The organism is Geobacillus sp. WSUCF1 (assembly GCF_000422025.1).
Lineage (GTDB): Bacteria > Bacillota > Bacilli > Bacillales > Anoxybacillaceae > Geobacillus > Geobacillus zalihae.
The window spans coordinates 1-15172 of record NZ_ATCO01000132.1 but is presented as its reverse complement, the minus strand read 5'-3'; the positions used below and the strand labels follow the sequence as shown (position 1 = coordinate 15172).

Here is a 15172-nt window from a genome sequence, read left to right as displayed (position 1 = left end):
GCCGCTTTTGCCTCTACAATGATACAAGAACACGACACGGAAAGGAACAGCACGAATGACGTGGGAAGTATTGAGCATCATCGGCACGATCGCCTTTGCCATCAGCGGGGCGATCGTCGCCATGGAAGAGGAGTACGACTTGCTTGGGGTGTACATTTTGGGAATCGTCACCGCCTTTGGCGGCGGAGCGGTGCGCAACTTGCTGATCGGCGTTCCCGTGTCGGCGTTATGGGAACAGCAGCCGCTCTTTCTTGTCGCTTTGGCGGCCATGACAGTTGTGTATTTGTTCCCAAAGCAAATGCTGCCGCCGTGGAAGCGGTGGGGCAACTTTTTTGACGCCCTTGGGTTGTCCGCGTTCGCCATTCAAGGGGCGCTGCATGCCGTCAACATGGGGCATCCATTAAGCGCGGTCATCGTCGCCGCGGTGTTGACCGGAAGCGGCGGCGGCATGATCCGTGACGTGTTGGCGGGAAGAAAGCCGCTCGTGTTGCGCGCAGAAATTTATGCCGCCTGGGCCATTCTCGCCGGTCTCGCCGTTGGGCTGAAATGGGCCGAATCGCCCATGGAGCTGTATGTGCTGTTGATTGTCGTCGCCGCCCTCCGCATTTTGTCGTACACATACGGTTGGAAGCTGCCGCGGCGGGCGGTTGGAGAAAAAGCGGGCGAGCAATGATCAAATGGCAAAAACAACATCTACTCATTGATTCGTACGAAAAGATAGACGGCTCCTCGCTTTTATATAGATGCAATTTAAAGCTTTGCCATTTTTCTTTTTTACCGGTCATTTCATCCGACTGTCGAGTGACCGAACAACGCGGCTTAAAGACCCATATATGGGTCTGTGAAGCAGGCGGTTGTTCGGTCCTCCGTCACGCCAAGGCGTGACGGAGAAGCCTGTGGCTTTCCTCCGACAGTCGAAAAGGGGAAAACCGCTTTTCCGTCAAGGATATGTTAAACTTCTTCGTTGCATCTATATAGTTTGCTGACGCTTTCCTTTACGCGCTTTGCCCGCTTCGCACCGCCACGACCACCCCAGCAACGATCAGCGCCCCACCAAGCCAAAACGAGGCGGTGAGCTCCTCATGCAACAGCAGCCAGCCAAAGAGCGAGCCGACAAGCGGCTGGAAAAAGAAAAAGAGCGAGCCGACGCCGGCGTCGATCATTTCCATCCCTTTGTTCCAAAGAAAAAATGCCCCCGCCGTCGATACAACGCCAAGATACAACACTCCAAGGGCGACGGGAACGCTCCAATGGCTCGCGGCAAGCCCTGGCCCTTCGGCGAACATCATCGGGGTCATGCCAATGAATGCCACAAAAATGGCATACGTAGTGACCGAAAACACGGACAGGCGAGCTGACGCCATTTTCACCAGCACCGACAACAGCGCCCAAGTGATCGCCGCGCCGACTAACGCCATATTTCCAGCGAACGTCGACTCCCCGCTGCCCCCGAGGCCAACGATGACGATGACACCCGCTGTCGCCAGTAGCAGCGCGGCCATTTTCCGCCATGTAAGCGCCTCGCCAAGCAGCCAGCGGGCAAACAAGACGACAAACGCCGGCGTTGAGGCGGTAATGAGCGAAGCAGTATGGGCGTTCGACCATTTCGTGCCGACAAACTGCAAGGAAATAGAAACGACGTAGCCGATGATTCCGATCGCGATGACCATTCCCCAATCACGCCCGTTTTTCGGCGGGCGCTCGCGTTTCACCGCGGCGATGGCACCGAGCACAATCAAGGCAACGGCGTAGCGCAGCCAGACGAGCGTAAACGACGGAATGTAGTCCAACACGTATTTGCTCACGACGTACATCCCGCCCCAAATGCTGGCAGCAAGCGATAAACACAAGGAAGCGAGAACAGGTTGTTTCATGGCATCGATCCCCCTATGCGTTCTTCTTTCTGCTGCTGACATCAAAGGCGAAGCCGTTATTTCCAGAGATGGCAGTCAAACAAGGCTGTTCTCCATCAGCTACACATCGCTTTCTTCCGGAGGAAACACGGGGGCGAGCGAAACCGTCAAATCCGGTTGCCAAAACGAAACCAACTCATCGCTTGGCCCGAAAACCGCTCGCTGCTCGAATCGTCCATCTTGCCAGCTGAGCACTTCGATCGTTCGATTGCTGGGGTCTACCATCCAATATTCATGCACCCCATATTTTTCGTATAAATAGTATTTCTGGTTTCGATCGCGCAGGGCGGTGCTTGGCGACAGCACTTCCACAACGAGATCGGGAGCCCCTTTCATTCGCCGATTCCCGATTTGCTCAACCCGACAAACGACTGATAAATCCGGCTGAACAACCGTTTTCGCCATCCGTTCCGGCTCTTCAGGATCAAGCTGAACATTAAACGGGGCAAGAATAACATGACAGCCGCGCGCCTGAAAATGCGAAGCCAATGCAAGGTGCAGTTGTCCGACCACATACTGGTGCTCAAACGACGGAGACGCCAATAAATAGGGAACGCCATCGATCAGTTCCCAATTTCCTTCCCAATGTTCAATGTCGCGATACGTGTAAAACGGCTTCTCCTTCTGCACTGCGCTTCCCCTTTCACTTTCTTTTCTTTCATCTTATCACACGGCACTGGCTCCGTCCCATACTTTTATGTTCCCGTCACGAAAGAAAAAACAGCGGGCGCCCCCGCTGTCGAGCGTGTGTCACACAAATGTTTTTCCGCACGTTGCCCTTACTCCCGTTCGATGATCGTCGCCGTCGCCATCCCGTGGCCGATGCAAATCGTCAATAGCCCATAGCGGCCGCCGCGCCGTTCCAGTTCGTGAACGAGCGATGTCATGAGCTTCGCACCGGTGGCGCCGAGCGGATGGCCAAGCGCAATGGCGCCGCCGTTGACATTCACCTTCTCAAGCGGAGCGCCGATTTCCTTTTGCCAAGCGAGCACGACCGGGGCGAACGCTTCATTGATTTCAATAAGGTCGATGTCGTCGATCGTGAGGCCGGCTTTTTTCAATACTTGCCTCGTCGCCGGGATGACGCCATCCAGCATATACGTTGGGTCGGAGCCGACGACCGTTTGCGCGACAATGCGCGCTTTCGGCTTCAGTCCGAACCGCCTCGCCGCCTCCCGTTCCATCAAAAGCACAGCAGCCGCCCCGTCGCTCATTTGGCTCGCATTGCCGGCGGTGATGACGCCGTCTTCTTGAAACACCGGCTTGAGCGCGGCGAGCGCTTCCGGTGATGTATCGGCCCGCGGCCCTTCATCATCGGTGACAAGGATTTCGCGGCCATCGCGGTCAAGCCCTTTCACCGGAACGATTTCGGCGCGAAATTTCCCCTCGCGCAAGGCGGCCAAGGCGCGCCGATGGCTTTCGTAGGCATAGGCATCCAGCTCCGCGCGCGTCAGGCCGTATTTTTTGGCGATCCGCTCAGCCGAGACGCCTGGTGGATGAATTCGTATTTTTCATGAAGCGACGGCGGAATCGTCTGCTCGTTGCCATCGCTTAAAATCGGCACTTTCGTCATGCTTTCGACTCCGGCGGCGATCGTGACATCCATATCGCCAGAGCGGATTTCCTGGGCGGCGAAATGAATCGCCTGCTGCCCCGAGCCGCACATTCGGTTGATTTGCACGGCCGGCACTTCGATCGGGAATCCGGCCTCGAGCGCCGCCAGCCGGCCGATGTTGTACCCTTGTTCGGCGATCGGCGTCACGCAGCCCATGACGATGTCTTCGACCATCCGTTTCTCAATGCCCGCCCGGCGCACGACTTCATCGAGCACCACCGCGGCAAGATGCACCGGATGAACATCCCGGAAGACGCCGTTTCGCTTGCCGACCGGCGTCCTGACGGCTTCCACAATCACCGCTTCACGCACCATTTTCTCCTCCTTGTTGATGTTGTCAACGCCACGCCTTGACGGCGCAGCCGCACCGTTGTATCCAACGATGCACCGCGGCGCCGCCAAACGAGCCCGTTTCTGTCCACCTCTCCGTGAGAGGCGCTTGTTCATTTTGCATACGTATAGAACCCTTTCCCTGTTTTCCGCCCTAAATGCCCGGCTTCAACGAGCTTGCGCAAAAGCTGAGGCGCCCGGAACCGGTCGCCGTATGCTTCCGTCATGTTTTCACTCACAAACAGGAGCGTATCAAGCCCGACCATGTCGGCGAGCTCAAAGGGACCCATCGGGTAATTGAGCCCAAGGCGCACCGCTTTATCGATGTCTTCCACAGAGGCTACTCCCTCTTCGTACATGCGGATGCACTCGATCATATGAGCGGCGATCGCTCTTGTCGTCACAAATCCTTGCCGGTCTTTCACGACGACCGTTTCTTTGCCAAGCTCCACAGACAGCCGACGGATGGCGTCGACTGTGTCGTCAGAAGTCGTCTCACCTTTCACAATTTCGATCAACTTCATCACTGGCGCCGGATTGAACCAATGCATGCCGATGACGTTTTCCGGCCGCTTCGTCGCGGCGGCAAGCGCCGTGACGCTCAGCTCGGATGTGTTGGTCGCTAAAATGGCGTCCGGCTTCGCCAGTTGATCAAGCTGCTGAAACACGTCTTTTTTCAGCGCCAAGTTTTCCGGCACGGCTTCGATGACGACATCCGCCCCGCGCACCGCTTCGGCCAAATCGACGGTCGAGCGGATGCGCCCGAGCGCCGCTCGCGCTTCCGGCTCGGACAGCCCGCCGGTTTTGACAAAGCGGCGCAAGCTTTTTTCCGCCGAAGCGAGCCCATTTTGCAAGGCCGCTTCGGACACGTCATATAAATACACCGTTTTTCCCGCCATCGCCGCCGTTTGCGCGATGCCGCTTCCCATCACCCCGGCGCCGATGACCGCAATGGTGTCTGCCACGGTGTCCGCCTCCTTTACTCCTTCGCCGCATCGGCATAGCGCGCTGCCATCTCATCGCGCAGTTTCCGCTTCAAAAACTTGCCGACGCTCGTTTTCGGAATTTCATCGAGAAACACAATGTCATCCGGCAGCCACCATTTTGTAAATTGCGGGCGCAAAAAGTCGTACAGCTCTTCTTTTGTCACGCTTTTGCCTTCTTTCAGCACGACGCAGGCAATCGGGCGCTCTTGCCATTTCGGATGCGGCACAGCGACGACCGCCGCTTCGAACACCGCCTCATGGGCCATAAGCGCATTCTCCAAATCAACCGATGAAATCCATTCGCCGCCGCTTTTAATGACATCCTTCGTCCGGTCGACAATTTTCACAAACCCTTCTTCGTCCACGGTGACGACATCGCCGGTATGGAGCCAGCCATCGCGAAATGCTTCGTTCGTTCTCTCATCGTTGTAATACTCGGCCGCAATCCACGGACCGCGCAAGCAAAGCTCGCCCATTTCCTGGCCGTCCCAGCGAACCGGCCCGTTTTGGCCGATCACTTTCATCTCAAGCCCCGGCGCAAGCAGCCCTTGCTTGGCGCGAACATCAAGTTTCTCCTCGTACGACAGCCCGTCTTGATAGCTTTTCAGGCGTGAGACAAGCACAAGCGGGCTCGTTTCGGTCATGCCGTACGCGTGAATGAACGGAATGCCGTATTTTTCTTCAAACGCGCGGATGATCCCTTTCGGCGCGGCTGAACCGCCGCAAATGACGCGCGTCAGGCTGCTGACGTCATAGTTTCCTTTCTCCAACTCTTGCAACAGCCCGAGCCAAATCGTCGGCACGCCAGCGGTGATCGTCACTCGTTCGGCGTCAATCAGCTCGGCAAGCACTTTCGGCGTAAACGCCGGACCCGGCATGACGATCGTCGAACCGAACCAAGTAGCGGCAAACGGCAGCCCCCACGCGTTGACATGGAACATCGGTACGACCGGCATGACGACATCGCGCTCGCATAACCCTTGCGTATCAGCCAGCCCTAACGCCATCGCGTGCAAGACGGTGCTGCGGTGCGTATACACAACCCCTTTCGGATTTCCCGTTGTCGCCGACGTATAACACATACCAGCCGGTTGGTATTCATCGAGGTCTTTCAAGAACGGAAATGTTGGATCGCCCTCGGCAAGCAGTTTCTCGTAATGGTACACCGGCGAGAGCTTCGTTTCCGGCAGCTCGTCGGCATCGGTCATGACGATGAAAGCGCGTACGTTCGGGATCTCGTCCTTGATCGCTTCAATTGCCGGCAGCAAATCATCATCGATCAGCAGCACACGGTCATCGGCGTGGTTGATGATGTAAGCGATATGCTGCGCGGAGAGGCGGATGTTGATCGTATGGAGCACCGCCCCGATGCCGGGAATGGCAAAATACGCTTCCAAATGGCGGTGATGATTCCAAGCGAACGTGCCAACGCGGTCGCCGACTTCCACCCCGATCCGCTTCAACACGCTTGACAGCCTGCGCGTCCGCTCGCCGATCTCCTTGTATGTATGGCGGACGATGCCGCCTTTCATGCGCGAAACGACTTGCTTTTTTGGGAAAAACAACTCCGCCCGCTCAAGCATCATGGAAATGTTTAACGGTGTTTTCATCATCGGTTATTCCTCCCCCTTTACCAAATGCGCATGTTCATTGACTTTAGGCGGCTCCCCGCCGCCCCATTGGCCGTCCGGCCCATGTGCGGCCGTCCACACGCCGCCCGGCTGCAGCCGAACGAGATGGCGGAGCCGGCTGTCAGCAAACAGCGCCTTCGCCTCACCCGTCTCCAGCACCGGGGCAAGGCAGACGTCGACCGCTTCGGCGAACGCGCTCCACTCATCCAATGTCTTTTCACGGAACAAGGCGGCGAGCTCGTCATATACGGCTTCCCCCGATCGCGCCGGCGCCCATTGCGCCTCCGTCCATTCCGGATGGCCGACCGCCTCGCAAAACCGCCGCCAAAAGTGCGGCTCGAGCGCCGCTAAACTCATATAACGGCCGTCTTTTGTCTCGTACAGCTGATAGCACACCACCTCCCCAGACAACTCGGAAAGACCGGTCTTCGGCCCACCGCCGTGTTCAATGGCAAAATGGCCAGCCATCATCGCGACCAATCCGTCCACAAGCGAGACGTCAAGATAAGCCCCCTTGCCGGTCCGCTCGCGGGCAAACAGCGCCGCCAACACGCGCTCGGCCGCCGCCATGCCGCCGATAAAATCGGCAAGCGTGATCTTCGGATGAACCGGTCGGCCGCGTTCATCGGCCAGCTGCGCCAATAAGCCGGAGAGCGCCATATAGTTTAAATCATGGCTGCCAAGCAATGAGCGGCCGCTCTGTTGACCGAAGCCGCTGATCGAGCAATAGATGATTTGTTCGTTCATGCGGCACATATCGTCATAACCGAGCCCAAGCCGCGCCATCACCCCGGGGCGGAAGCTTTCGATCACCACATCGGCGCGGGCGGCGAGCCGCCGGGCTTGCTCGCGCCCCGCCTCCGTCTTTAAATCAAGAGCGATGCTTTGTTTACCGGCGTTATAGGCGGCAAACAACCGGCCCTCGGCGAACGGGCGCAGCCGGTCGCCGGACGGCGGCTCGATTTTGATGACGTCCGCTCCGAGCTGCGCGAGCCGCCAGCTGGCAAACGGGCCGGGCAAGTAATGGGAAAAATCAACGACTACAATGCCATGAAGCATGTCTTTCCCTCTCTCTACAAATCTAGCTGCCGGGCGATGATCGTTTTCATCATCTCGTTCGTCCCGGCGTAGATGGCGCTTACGGGAATGTCGCGATAGCGCCGGGCAATCTCGTATTCTTCCATATAGCCGTAGCCGCCGTGCAGCTGCATCGCCTCGGCGGCGACGCGTTTGGCCATCTCGGTAATCCACCATTTCGCCATCGACACTTCGGTGACGATCTGTTTTCCTGCCATATGCTCCTCGATGACACGGTCGACAAACGCGCGGCCAAGGGTGATTTCCGTCGCCATCTCGCAAGGCGGAACTGGACGGTCTGAAACTCGCTCACCCGTTTGCCGAACGCCGTGCGCTGTTTGACATATTGCTTCGTCAAGGAAAACATCACTTCCGCCGCCGTTTGGGCGGCAATGGCGACAACGAGCCGCTCCTGCTGGAGCTTTTCCATCAAATAGTAAAAACCTTTTCCTTCTTCGCCGAGCAAGTTATGCGCCGGCACTTTCGCATCTTGGAAAAACAGCTCAGCGGTATCTTGGGCGTGCAGCCCGACTTTCTCAAGCTTCCGGCCGCGCGTAAACCCCGGCGTATCCCGCTCCACGACAAGCAGGCTGATGCCGCGGTGCGGCGGCTTTGCCTGCGGATCGGTTTTGCAGGCGACGACGATCAAGTCGGCATGAATGCCGTTCGTGATAAACGTTTTTTGTCCGTTGACGATGTAATAATCGCCGTCTTTGATGGCCGTCGTTGAAATGTTCGCCAAATCCGAACCGGCGCCTGGCTCGGTCATGGCGATCGCCGTGATGAGCTCGCCGGTGACGCATTTTGGCAGCCATTTTTGTTTTTGCTCCTCCGTTCCGTACGATGCGATATACGGCGTGACAATGTCGTTGTGCAAGCCGATGCCGACGAGGCTCGATCCAACTTTTTCTAGTTCTTCGTTAATGACAACCGAATAGGCAAAATCGGCGTTTAGACCCCCATACTTCTCATCGACCCAGGGGCAAAGAAAGCCGTTCTCGCCCATCTTCGCCCAAAACGAACGCGGAATGATGCCGCGCTTCTCCCAATCGTTATAATGCGGGTACGCTTCTTTTTCCAAAAACTTGCGAAACGCCGCGCGGAACATATGGTGCTCCTCACGCAAATAGCGAGCCGTCACCCGTTCATCCCTCTCTTCTGTTCGGTCACTTTTTCTCTGTTCCGCCCGCCGCCTGTTTTTTCAGCTGTTCGCGCAGCAAAAACTTTTGGATTTTCCCGCTCGCGTTGCGGGGCAGAGCATCGATGAAATAGTAGGCGCGCGGACGTTTGTACGGAGCAAGGCGGTCGCTCGTTTTGCAAAACTGCTCGAGCTCATCGGCGGTCAGGAGGTCGTCTTTTTTGACGACGAAGGCGACGACTTTTTCGCCCCACAGCTCATCCGGCTCGCCGAGCACAGCGACATCAAGCACTTTCGGATGCTCGTACAACACGTCCTCGACTTCGCGCGGATAGACGTTTTCCCCGCCGCTGATCACCATGTCATCGACCCGGTCGGCGACATACAAGTAGCCGTCTTCATCAAGGTAGCCGAGGTCACCGGAATGATACCAACCTTTGTACAACGCTTTTTCCGTCGCTTCCTCGCGCTTGTAGTAGCCGGCCATCATGCACGGCCCGCGCATCACAATTTCACCGACTTCATATGGCGGCAGCACATCGTCTGGGTCGGACGGCCCGTCTTCACGCGCGCGGACGACGCGGATCTCATGGTTCAGGCAGGCGCGTCCAGCGGAACCGGCTTTTTTCAGCTGCTCGTCTTCCAACAAAAACGTCACCGCCGGCCCCATTTCCGTCATGCCGTACGCTTGAATCAGCTCGATGCCGAGCCGCTCTTGGCATTGCCTGACAAGGGCTGGAGCCATCGGAGCGGCGCCGTATAGGCCGAGGCGAAGCGAAGATAAATCGTAACCGCTTACATTCTCCTGCAAGATCATGTTCCACATCGTTGGGGCTCCGAATAGGATCGTAATCCGCTCCCGTTCGATCGTTTCAAGCACGAGCTTGGCGTCAAAATGGTGCAAAATGACGCTCGCCGCTCCGGCATGCACGCGCGGCAGCAAGCAGCAATGCAGCTCGGCGCAATGGAACAGCGGCGCTGCCGCCAGCCCGCGATCCGTCTCGCGGATGCGCATGACGCCATGGCAAATGACGCTTTGCTCGATCATGTCGCGGTGACGGTGCATCACTCCTTTTGGACGCCCAGTTGTGCCGCTTGTATACATAATGGCATAAAGATCGCTCTCATCCACATGAACACGCGGCGCTTCCTCTCCAGCCCGCGCGGCCTGCTCGTGAGCGTTTTTGGCAAACGGCGGCGGATCGCGGTCGATCGACCAAAATGACACGTGCGGGAAACGGCTGTGAATCGCGGCAAGTTCCGGTTCCACCGCCCGTTCAAACAGCACAATTTTCGGCTCGGCGTCCATCAAAATATAGGCAATTTCTTCCGCCCTCAGCCGAAAGTTGATCGGATTGAACACCGCGCCGATTTTGGCGCAGGCAAACAAAGCGGTCGCGAGCTCAAGCGTATTGTACAGCACCGTCGAAACGCGGTCTCCTTTGCGGACGCCCGCTTCCAAAAACGCGTTCGCCCACCGGTTGACCTCCCGCTCCCATTCGGCGTACGTATAGCGGCGCCCGGTCGCCACTTCGACAACCGCTTCCCGGTCCGGAAACTTTCGCACTGTTTGGGAAAACATCTCTCCAATCGTCACGTACAAACGCCTTCTCCCCCTTTTTCGTGTCTCGACAGAGGGCGGGCGGATCCCATAGACAGACAATTCAAATAATTTAGTGCATATGCCCCCGTTGTTTATGTATTCGCTCTTTTGGCCGGCATTCCTCTTTTTACGGCACAAAAAAAAAACGAAAAGGAGACCCCTTTCGTTTTACGCATGGAAGACGAAATCGCGGTCGCGGATCGTCATCAGCTCTTTTTTGTCATAGCGCCCTTCGTGCAGAAGACGGACCGCCTGCTTGCGGATCGCTTTTTCGATCAAATTGCGCACATAGCGGCCGTTGCTGAACTTGAGGCGGCCGGTCGCTTCCAGCGTCCCTTCGAGATGAATGTACAGTTTCCGCTCCGCTTCCGGCGTCATTTCATACTCGCGTTCGCGCAGCATTTGTTTGGCGATTTGCACGAGCTCTTCGACGGTATAGTCCGGAAACTCGATCGTCAGCGGAAAGCGCGACGGCAACCCTGGGTTCAACGATAAAAAATAGTCCATTTCTTTCGGATAGCCGGCCAAAATCACAACCAAGTCGTCGCAATAGTCTTCCATCCCTTTGACAAGCGTGTCAATCGCTTCTTTGCCGAAATCTTTTTCGCCCCCGCGGGCGAGCGAATACGCTTCATCGATGAACAAAATTCCGCCGCGCGCTTTTTTGATCAAATCGCGCGTTTTGCTCGCCGTATGCCCGATGTACTCTCCGACCAAATCGGCCCGCTCCGCCTCGATGAAATGCCCTTTGGACAGCACGTTCATCTCAAAAAACAGCTTGCCGAGCAAGCGCGCCACCGTCGTTTTGCCGGTGCCGGGATTGCCTTTGAAAATCATATGGAGCGCCTGGCGGTTCGCTTTTAAGCCGTTTTCTTTGCGCATCCGGTTAATGTACAGCCAGGCGTAAATTTCCTTGACAATTTTTTTGACATGATCGAGCCCGATCAATTGGTCAAGTTCTTTCTGGATGTTGCGAAGCGCCTGATGCTCTTCGCCATCGAGCCAGTCGTTTCTCTCTTCTTTCACTAAATGGTTTACCGTTTTGGAGTTCAACACGATGTTGATTTGCCCTTTCGCCTTGTTCATCGTCAATTCCGACAAAGGGCGTCACCTCGCTTCCCGTTTTCTGCCATCCGCACACGTTCCGCATTCGCTGCCGGCGCCTCGCGCTTTTGCTATTAGTATACGTACGCCGCCGCCGATCCGTGACAATCGCCCAAGCGAACAGCGGGTCGGCTATAGCGGAAAAAGTTTGTATATGTTTATTCACAAAAGCGGCGGTTTACGCCTGAATTCACCTCGTCCCTCACTTCCCTTCGGGTGACGCAGGAGCTTGTCGATCAAATAGCGGGCGCGGAAGGAAAACGGAAAATGGCAAAAAGCGCCCTCCGCGAAGGAAGGCGCCTTTTTTCGGCGGCATATGTACCGTCGGTCTTACTGTTCGGTTTCAAAATGGATGTTCCGCTCCGGCGCAAACGTCGAAATGGCGTGCTTGTAAATGAGCTGTTGTTTTCCTTGCACTTCCAAAAGTACGGTGAAGTTGTCAAACCCTTTAATGTACCCGCGCAGTTGGAAGCCGTTCAATAAGAAGACGGTCACTTGAATGCCCTCTTTGCGCAGCTGGTTTAAAAACTGGTCTTGAATATTGATCGTATTTTTCATCAAACGTCCTCCTCTTTTCTCTCTAAGGATATACTTATATATTCGCTTCAAGTTGAAGCTTTCCTGCTACATAGCGAGAAATTTCCTGCACCTTGGCGGCGAACTGCTCGGCGTCGGTCATGTCAAACCATTTCACCGGCATTTGGTTGCGAAACCAAGTGAGCTGCCGTTTCGCATAGCGGCGCGAATTTTGTTTCAGCAGCTCGATCGCTTCATCAAGGGAAACGCGGCCGTCAAAATAGTCGTACAGCTCCTTGTAGCCGATGGCTTGCACCGCCTGGCAGTCGCGCAGGCCGCGGTCATAAAGCGCTCTCGCCTCTTCGATCAACCCTGCGGCGATCATCTCATCGACCCGCTCGTTGATGCGGCGGTAAAGCGCCTCCCGCTCCGCCGTCAAGCCAACGATGGCCGCCTCATACAAAAGCCGCTTTGACTGCCCTTGCTGCCACTCGCTGAACGGCTTCCCGGTGCAATGATACACTTCTAAGGCGCGGATGACGCGGCGGATGTTGTGCGGATGAATGCGGGCCGCACTTATTGGATCAACCGCCTCAAGCCGCCGGTGAAGCGCTTCGGCTCCTTGCTCGGCCGCCAGCTGTTTGAGCGCCCGGCGGTACGCTTCGTCGGAAGGGGCGGCGGAAAATTGGTAATCGTAAAGGGCTGCCTGAATGTACAGCCCGGTGCCGCCGACGATGATCGGCAGCCGGCCGCGCGCCGAAATCTCGGTGATGAGCGCACGGCAAAGCCGCTGAAATTCGACGACGGAAAACGGTTCGCACGGCTCTTTGATGTCCAGCAAATGATGCGGGATTCCTTCCATCTCATCGGGCTTCACTTTCGCCGTGCCAATGTCCATCCCTTTATAAATTTGCATCGAATCGCCGCTGATGACCTCTCCGCCCAGCTTTTTCGCCAACGCGATGCCGAGCTTCGTTTTGCCGACCGCCGTCGGCCCGACGATGACGGCGACTTTTTCAGCCATAGCGCGTCACTGCTTTCTGTTGTGGGACTTGTGTCAACCATCATTATACATAAAAACAGCTGTGCATGGAACCATTTCTTTCATACGTTTTCGCCATCCACAAATCGTTTTATACATGGCAACGCGAAAAATCGCCTTTCTTCCCTTTCGCCATAACCATATGGAAAAAAATGAACGCCATAAAAGGCGCTCATCATAATGAAAACTTGTTGACAATCGCCTGCAAATCGTCCGCCATTTTCGAGAGCGACGCGGCCGAAGCCGAAATTTCCTCCATCGACGCCAACTGTTCTTCGGTCGCCGCCGACACTTCCTGGGCGCCGGCGGACGTCGATTCGGCCACATCAGCGACAAGCCGGACAGAGCGGGCGATTTGCTCGGAAGAAGCGGCCATCTCGCTGACCGCCGACGATACGTCGCGAATTTGCACAGCGACTTCATCGACGGCAGCGCGAATGCGGGCAAATGTTTCCCCGGAAGCGCGAATGACCCCCGTTCCGCTCGCCACCTCATGGACGACCGACTCCATCGATTGGACGGCACGAGCCGTTTCGTCTTGAATAGCGGCGATCAGCTCGGCGATTTGCTGCGCCGATTCCGCCGACTGCTCGGCGAGTTTGCGCACCTCATCGGCGACGACGGCAAAGCCGCGCCCGTGCTCCCCGGCGCGCGCCGCCTCAATCGCGGCATTTAACGCAAGCAAATTCGTCTGCGCCGCAATATTGCGGATCGCTTCGATGATGGAGCCGATTTGCTCGGAACGGTGGCCAAGCCCTTTAATGAGGTCAGCCAGCCGCTCGACCGTATCGTTCACTTTGTTCATTTGCGCGACGCCCGCCTCGATCGTTTGCCCGCCCTCAGCCGCTTGTCTCGACGCCTCACTAGCGATGGCGGACACGCTTTGCGCCCGTCCGGAAATTTGCTCGATTCTCTCAGACATCGAATCGACGGCGGCGGACGTTTCTTCCACGCTTTGCATTTGCTTGTCCATGCCGGAAGCAACGCCCTGAATCGTCATGGCGATTTGCTCGGTCGCCTTGCTCGTCTGTTCGGCGCTCGCTGCCAGCTCCTCCGACGAAGCGGCGACTTGCTCGGCGTTTTGCGCCACTTCCTTTAGCACTTCGCGCAAATTTTGGGCCATTTGTTCAAACGAAGCGGCCAGCTCGCCGATTTCGTCCCGGTTGCGGACGCCGGTTTTCGTCTTGGTCAAATCGCCGGCAGCGATCCGACCAGCCGCATCCGACAGCACCAATAGCGGGCGGGAAAGCGAGCGGCTGATCCAATAGTTGGCAATCGCGCCGACCGCCACGGTCAATATGCCCACAACGATAATGAACTTCTGCACATCTGAAGCTTCATCATCCGCTTTTTTGCTTGCTTTGTTCATCTCCGACTGCTGGCTGGAAATAAGCCGGGAAACGACGTCATCGAACTGATTTGTAATGTCTCGACCCGTCGTCACAATGAGTGCATTGTATTCCGCCGTTTTGTTTTGATCTTTTAAATCAAACGTTTTTTGCCCCAGTTCGTAAAACTGCTGCTCCAATAAATCAAGCTGAGCCAGCCATTGTTTTGTTTGGGCTTGCGTCAACTCCGCCGCAAGTTTTTCGCTTATTTTCTTGTACTCCTCATGCGCTTTTTCAAAGTTTTTCCTTGACGTCTCATCGCCAGTCAACAAATAGCCGCGCATGCTGCCGACTTGGCGGCGGATGAGCACCTCCAGCTCCTTGACGTTGACGAGCTTCGGCACCCGTTTGTCAATGACATCGGTATATGTACCGTTCAGTTTGGAAATTTCGTAATAAGAAAAGCCGACTAGCCATACAATCAATACGTAGACAAGGCCAAACCCAGCCAGCAGTTTTTTGCGCACGGTCATTTTCATGTTCATTGGCAAATCCTCCGTCTGTGAATCAGTATGTTGTTCCATCTACATTATCGGATGATCACAGACAATGTTTAGGGTTTTTTTGGCTCTTTCGCCATCTTTGATGAAAAGGCCTGCTTCATTGAGAAAATCAACTGGATTTTCTCAATGAGCCTCCTCTTTCACCGTCAACTCGCAAAGAGCAAACAGGCCGCACCCATGCCGCTTCCCCGCCTTACGCCGTTCCTTCCGGCTGCCAAGAGTTTCGGCCGGCTTCCGCTTCATCGCGGATAAAAAATGAGGTAATGAGCGCGATGATGCTGCCAATTAAACCAAATAAAAACAGGTGGCGAATGCCGGTCATAAAG

12 protein-coding genes and 2 pseudogenes are annotated in these 15172 nt (G+C 56.1%); 1 reads left to right on the top strand and 13 read right to left on the bottom strand.

Annotated features, from left to right (window positions below; genetic code table 11):
* The first annotated feature begins 55 nt into the window (after window positions 1–55).
* Entirely contained in the window at window positions 56–673 is a 618-nt protein-coding gene (locus I656_RS03900; RefSeq protein ID WP_015374465.1) for a trimeric intracellular cation channel family protein, read from the top strand.
* A 322-nt stretch (window positions 674–995) separates the two neighbouring features.
* On the opposite strand, the gene I656_RS03905 is transcribed toward I656_RS03900, so the two are convergent.
* From I656_RS03905 to I656_RS03955, 13 genes and pseudogenes are all read right to left on the bottom strand, one after another.
* Window positions 996–1874 (bottom strand): DMT family transporter, encoded by an 879-nt coding sequence (locus tag I656_RS03905; protein WP_015374464.1) that lies wholly within the window; start codon window positions 1872–1874, stop codon window positions 996–998.
* Window positions 1875–1973: 99 nt separating this feature from the next.
* On the bottom strand, window positions 1974–2543 hold the full coding sequence (locus I656_RS03910; protein WP_020756055.1) for a Uma2 family endonuclease: 570 nt from the start codon (window positions 2541–2543) through the stop codon (window positions 1974–1976).
* Between the two features lie 149 nt (window positions 2544–2692).
* Window positions 2693–3843, bottom strand: a pseudogene (locus tag I656_RS0116290) (acetyl-CoA C-acyltransferase).
* Window positions 3825–3950, bottom strand: coding sequence for a hypothetical protein (locus I656_RS19785; protein WP_255348558.1), 126 nt, complete (start codon window positions 3948–3950; stop codon window positions 3825–3827). The pseudogene I656_RS0116290 and the gene I656_RS19785 overlap by 19 nt, the downstream one beginning before the upstream one ends.
* A gap of 21 nt (window positions 3951–3971) precedes the next feature.
* Window positions 3972–4823, bottom strand: a complete 852-nt coding sequence (locus I656_RS03915) for a 3-hydroxyacyl-CoA dehydrogenase family protein (RefSeq protein ID WP_013145691.1) — start codon at window positions 4821–4823, stop codon at window positions 3972–3974.
* A gap of 14 nt (window positions 4824–4837) precedes the next feature.
* On the bottom strand, window positions 4838–6457 hold the full coding sequence (locus I656_RS03920; protein WP_020756050.1) for a long-chain fatty acid--CoA ligase: 1620 nt from the start codon (window positions 6455–6457) through the stop codon (window positions 4838–4840).
* A gap of 3 nt (window positions 6458–6460) precedes the next feature.
* Window positions 6461–7534, bottom strand: coding sequence for a CaiB/BaiF CoA-transferase family protein (locus I656_RS03925; RefSeq protein ID WP_020756049.1), 1074 nt, complete (start codon window positions 7532–7534; stop codon window positions 6461–6463).
* Between the two features lie 14 nt (window positions 7535–7548).
* Window positions 7549–8693, bottom strand: a pseudogene (locus I656_RS03930) (acyl-CoA dehydrogenase family protein).
* Between the two features lie 25 nt (window positions 8694–8718).
* Window positions 8719–10293: a fatty acid--CoA ligase gene (locus I656_RS03935; protein ID WP_033006255.1), complete on the bottom strand. Its 1575-nt coding sequence runs from the start codon at window positions 10291–10293 to the stop codon at window positions 8719–8721.
* A 168-nt stretch (window positions 10294–10461) separates the two neighbouring features.
* Window positions 10462–11394, bottom strand: a complete 933-nt coding sequence (gene spoVK, locus I656_RS03940; protein WP_020756046.1) for a stage V sporulation protein K — start codon at window positions 11392–11394, stop codon at window positions 10462–10464.
* Between the two features lie 333 nt (window positions 11395–11727).
* The gene (gene hfq, locus I656_RS03945; protein WP_011230812.1) at window positions 11728–11955 is read right to left on the bottom strand and encodes an RNA chaperone Hfq; all 228 of its coding nucleotides are present in this window, start codon (window positions 11953–11955) and stop codon (window positions 11728–11730) included.
* Window positions 11956–11989: 34 nt separating this feature from the next.
* On the bottom strand, window positions 11990–12937 hold the full coding sequence (gene miaA, locus I656_RS03950; RefSeq protein WP_020756044.1) for a tRNA (adenosine(37)-N6)-dimethylallyltransferase MiaA: 948 nt from the start codon (window positions 12935–12937) through the stop codon (window positions 11990–11992).
* A 193-nt stretch (window positions 12938–13130) separates the two neighbouring features.
* Window positions 13131–14828 carry a methyl-accepting chemotaxis protein gene (locus I656_RS03955; RefSeq protein WP_033006253.1) on the bottom strand — a complete coding sequence of 566 codons (1698 nt, stop codon included), beginning with the start codon at window positions 14826–14828 and terminating at the stop codon, window positions 13131–13133.
* Between the last annotated feature and the right edge of the window lie 344 nt (window positions 14829–15172).

Bases quoted from the DNA above. Each gene is read 5' to 3' on its own strand.
- I656_RS03900 (WP_015374465.1), top strand. From the start codon at position 56: ATGACGTGGGAAGTATTGAGCATCATCGGCACGATCGCCTTTGCCATC.
- I656_RS03905 (WP_015374464.1), bottom strand. From the start codon at position 1,874: ATGAAACAACCTGTTCTCGCTTCCTTGTGTTTATCGCTTGCTGCCAGC.
- I656_RS03920 (WP_020756050.1), bottom strand. From the start codon at position 6,457: ATGATGAAAACACCGTTAAACATTTCCATGATGCTTGAGCGGGCGGAG.
- I656_RS03925 (WP_020756049.1), bottom strand. From the start codon at position 7,534: ATGCTTCATGGCATTGTAGTCGTTGATTTTTCCCATTACTTGCCCGGC.
- hfq (WP_011230812.1), bottom strand. From the start codon at position 11,955: ATGAAAAATACGATCAATATTCAAGACCAGTTTTTAAACCAGCTGCGC.
- miaA (WP_020756044.1), bottom strand. From the start codon at position 12,937: ATGGCTGAAAAAGTCGCCGTCATCGTCGGGCCGACGGCGGTCGGCAAA.
- I656_RS03955 (WP_033006253.1), bottom strand. From the start codon at position 14,828: ATGAACATGAAAATGACCGTGCGCAAAAAACTGCTGGCTGGGTTTGGC.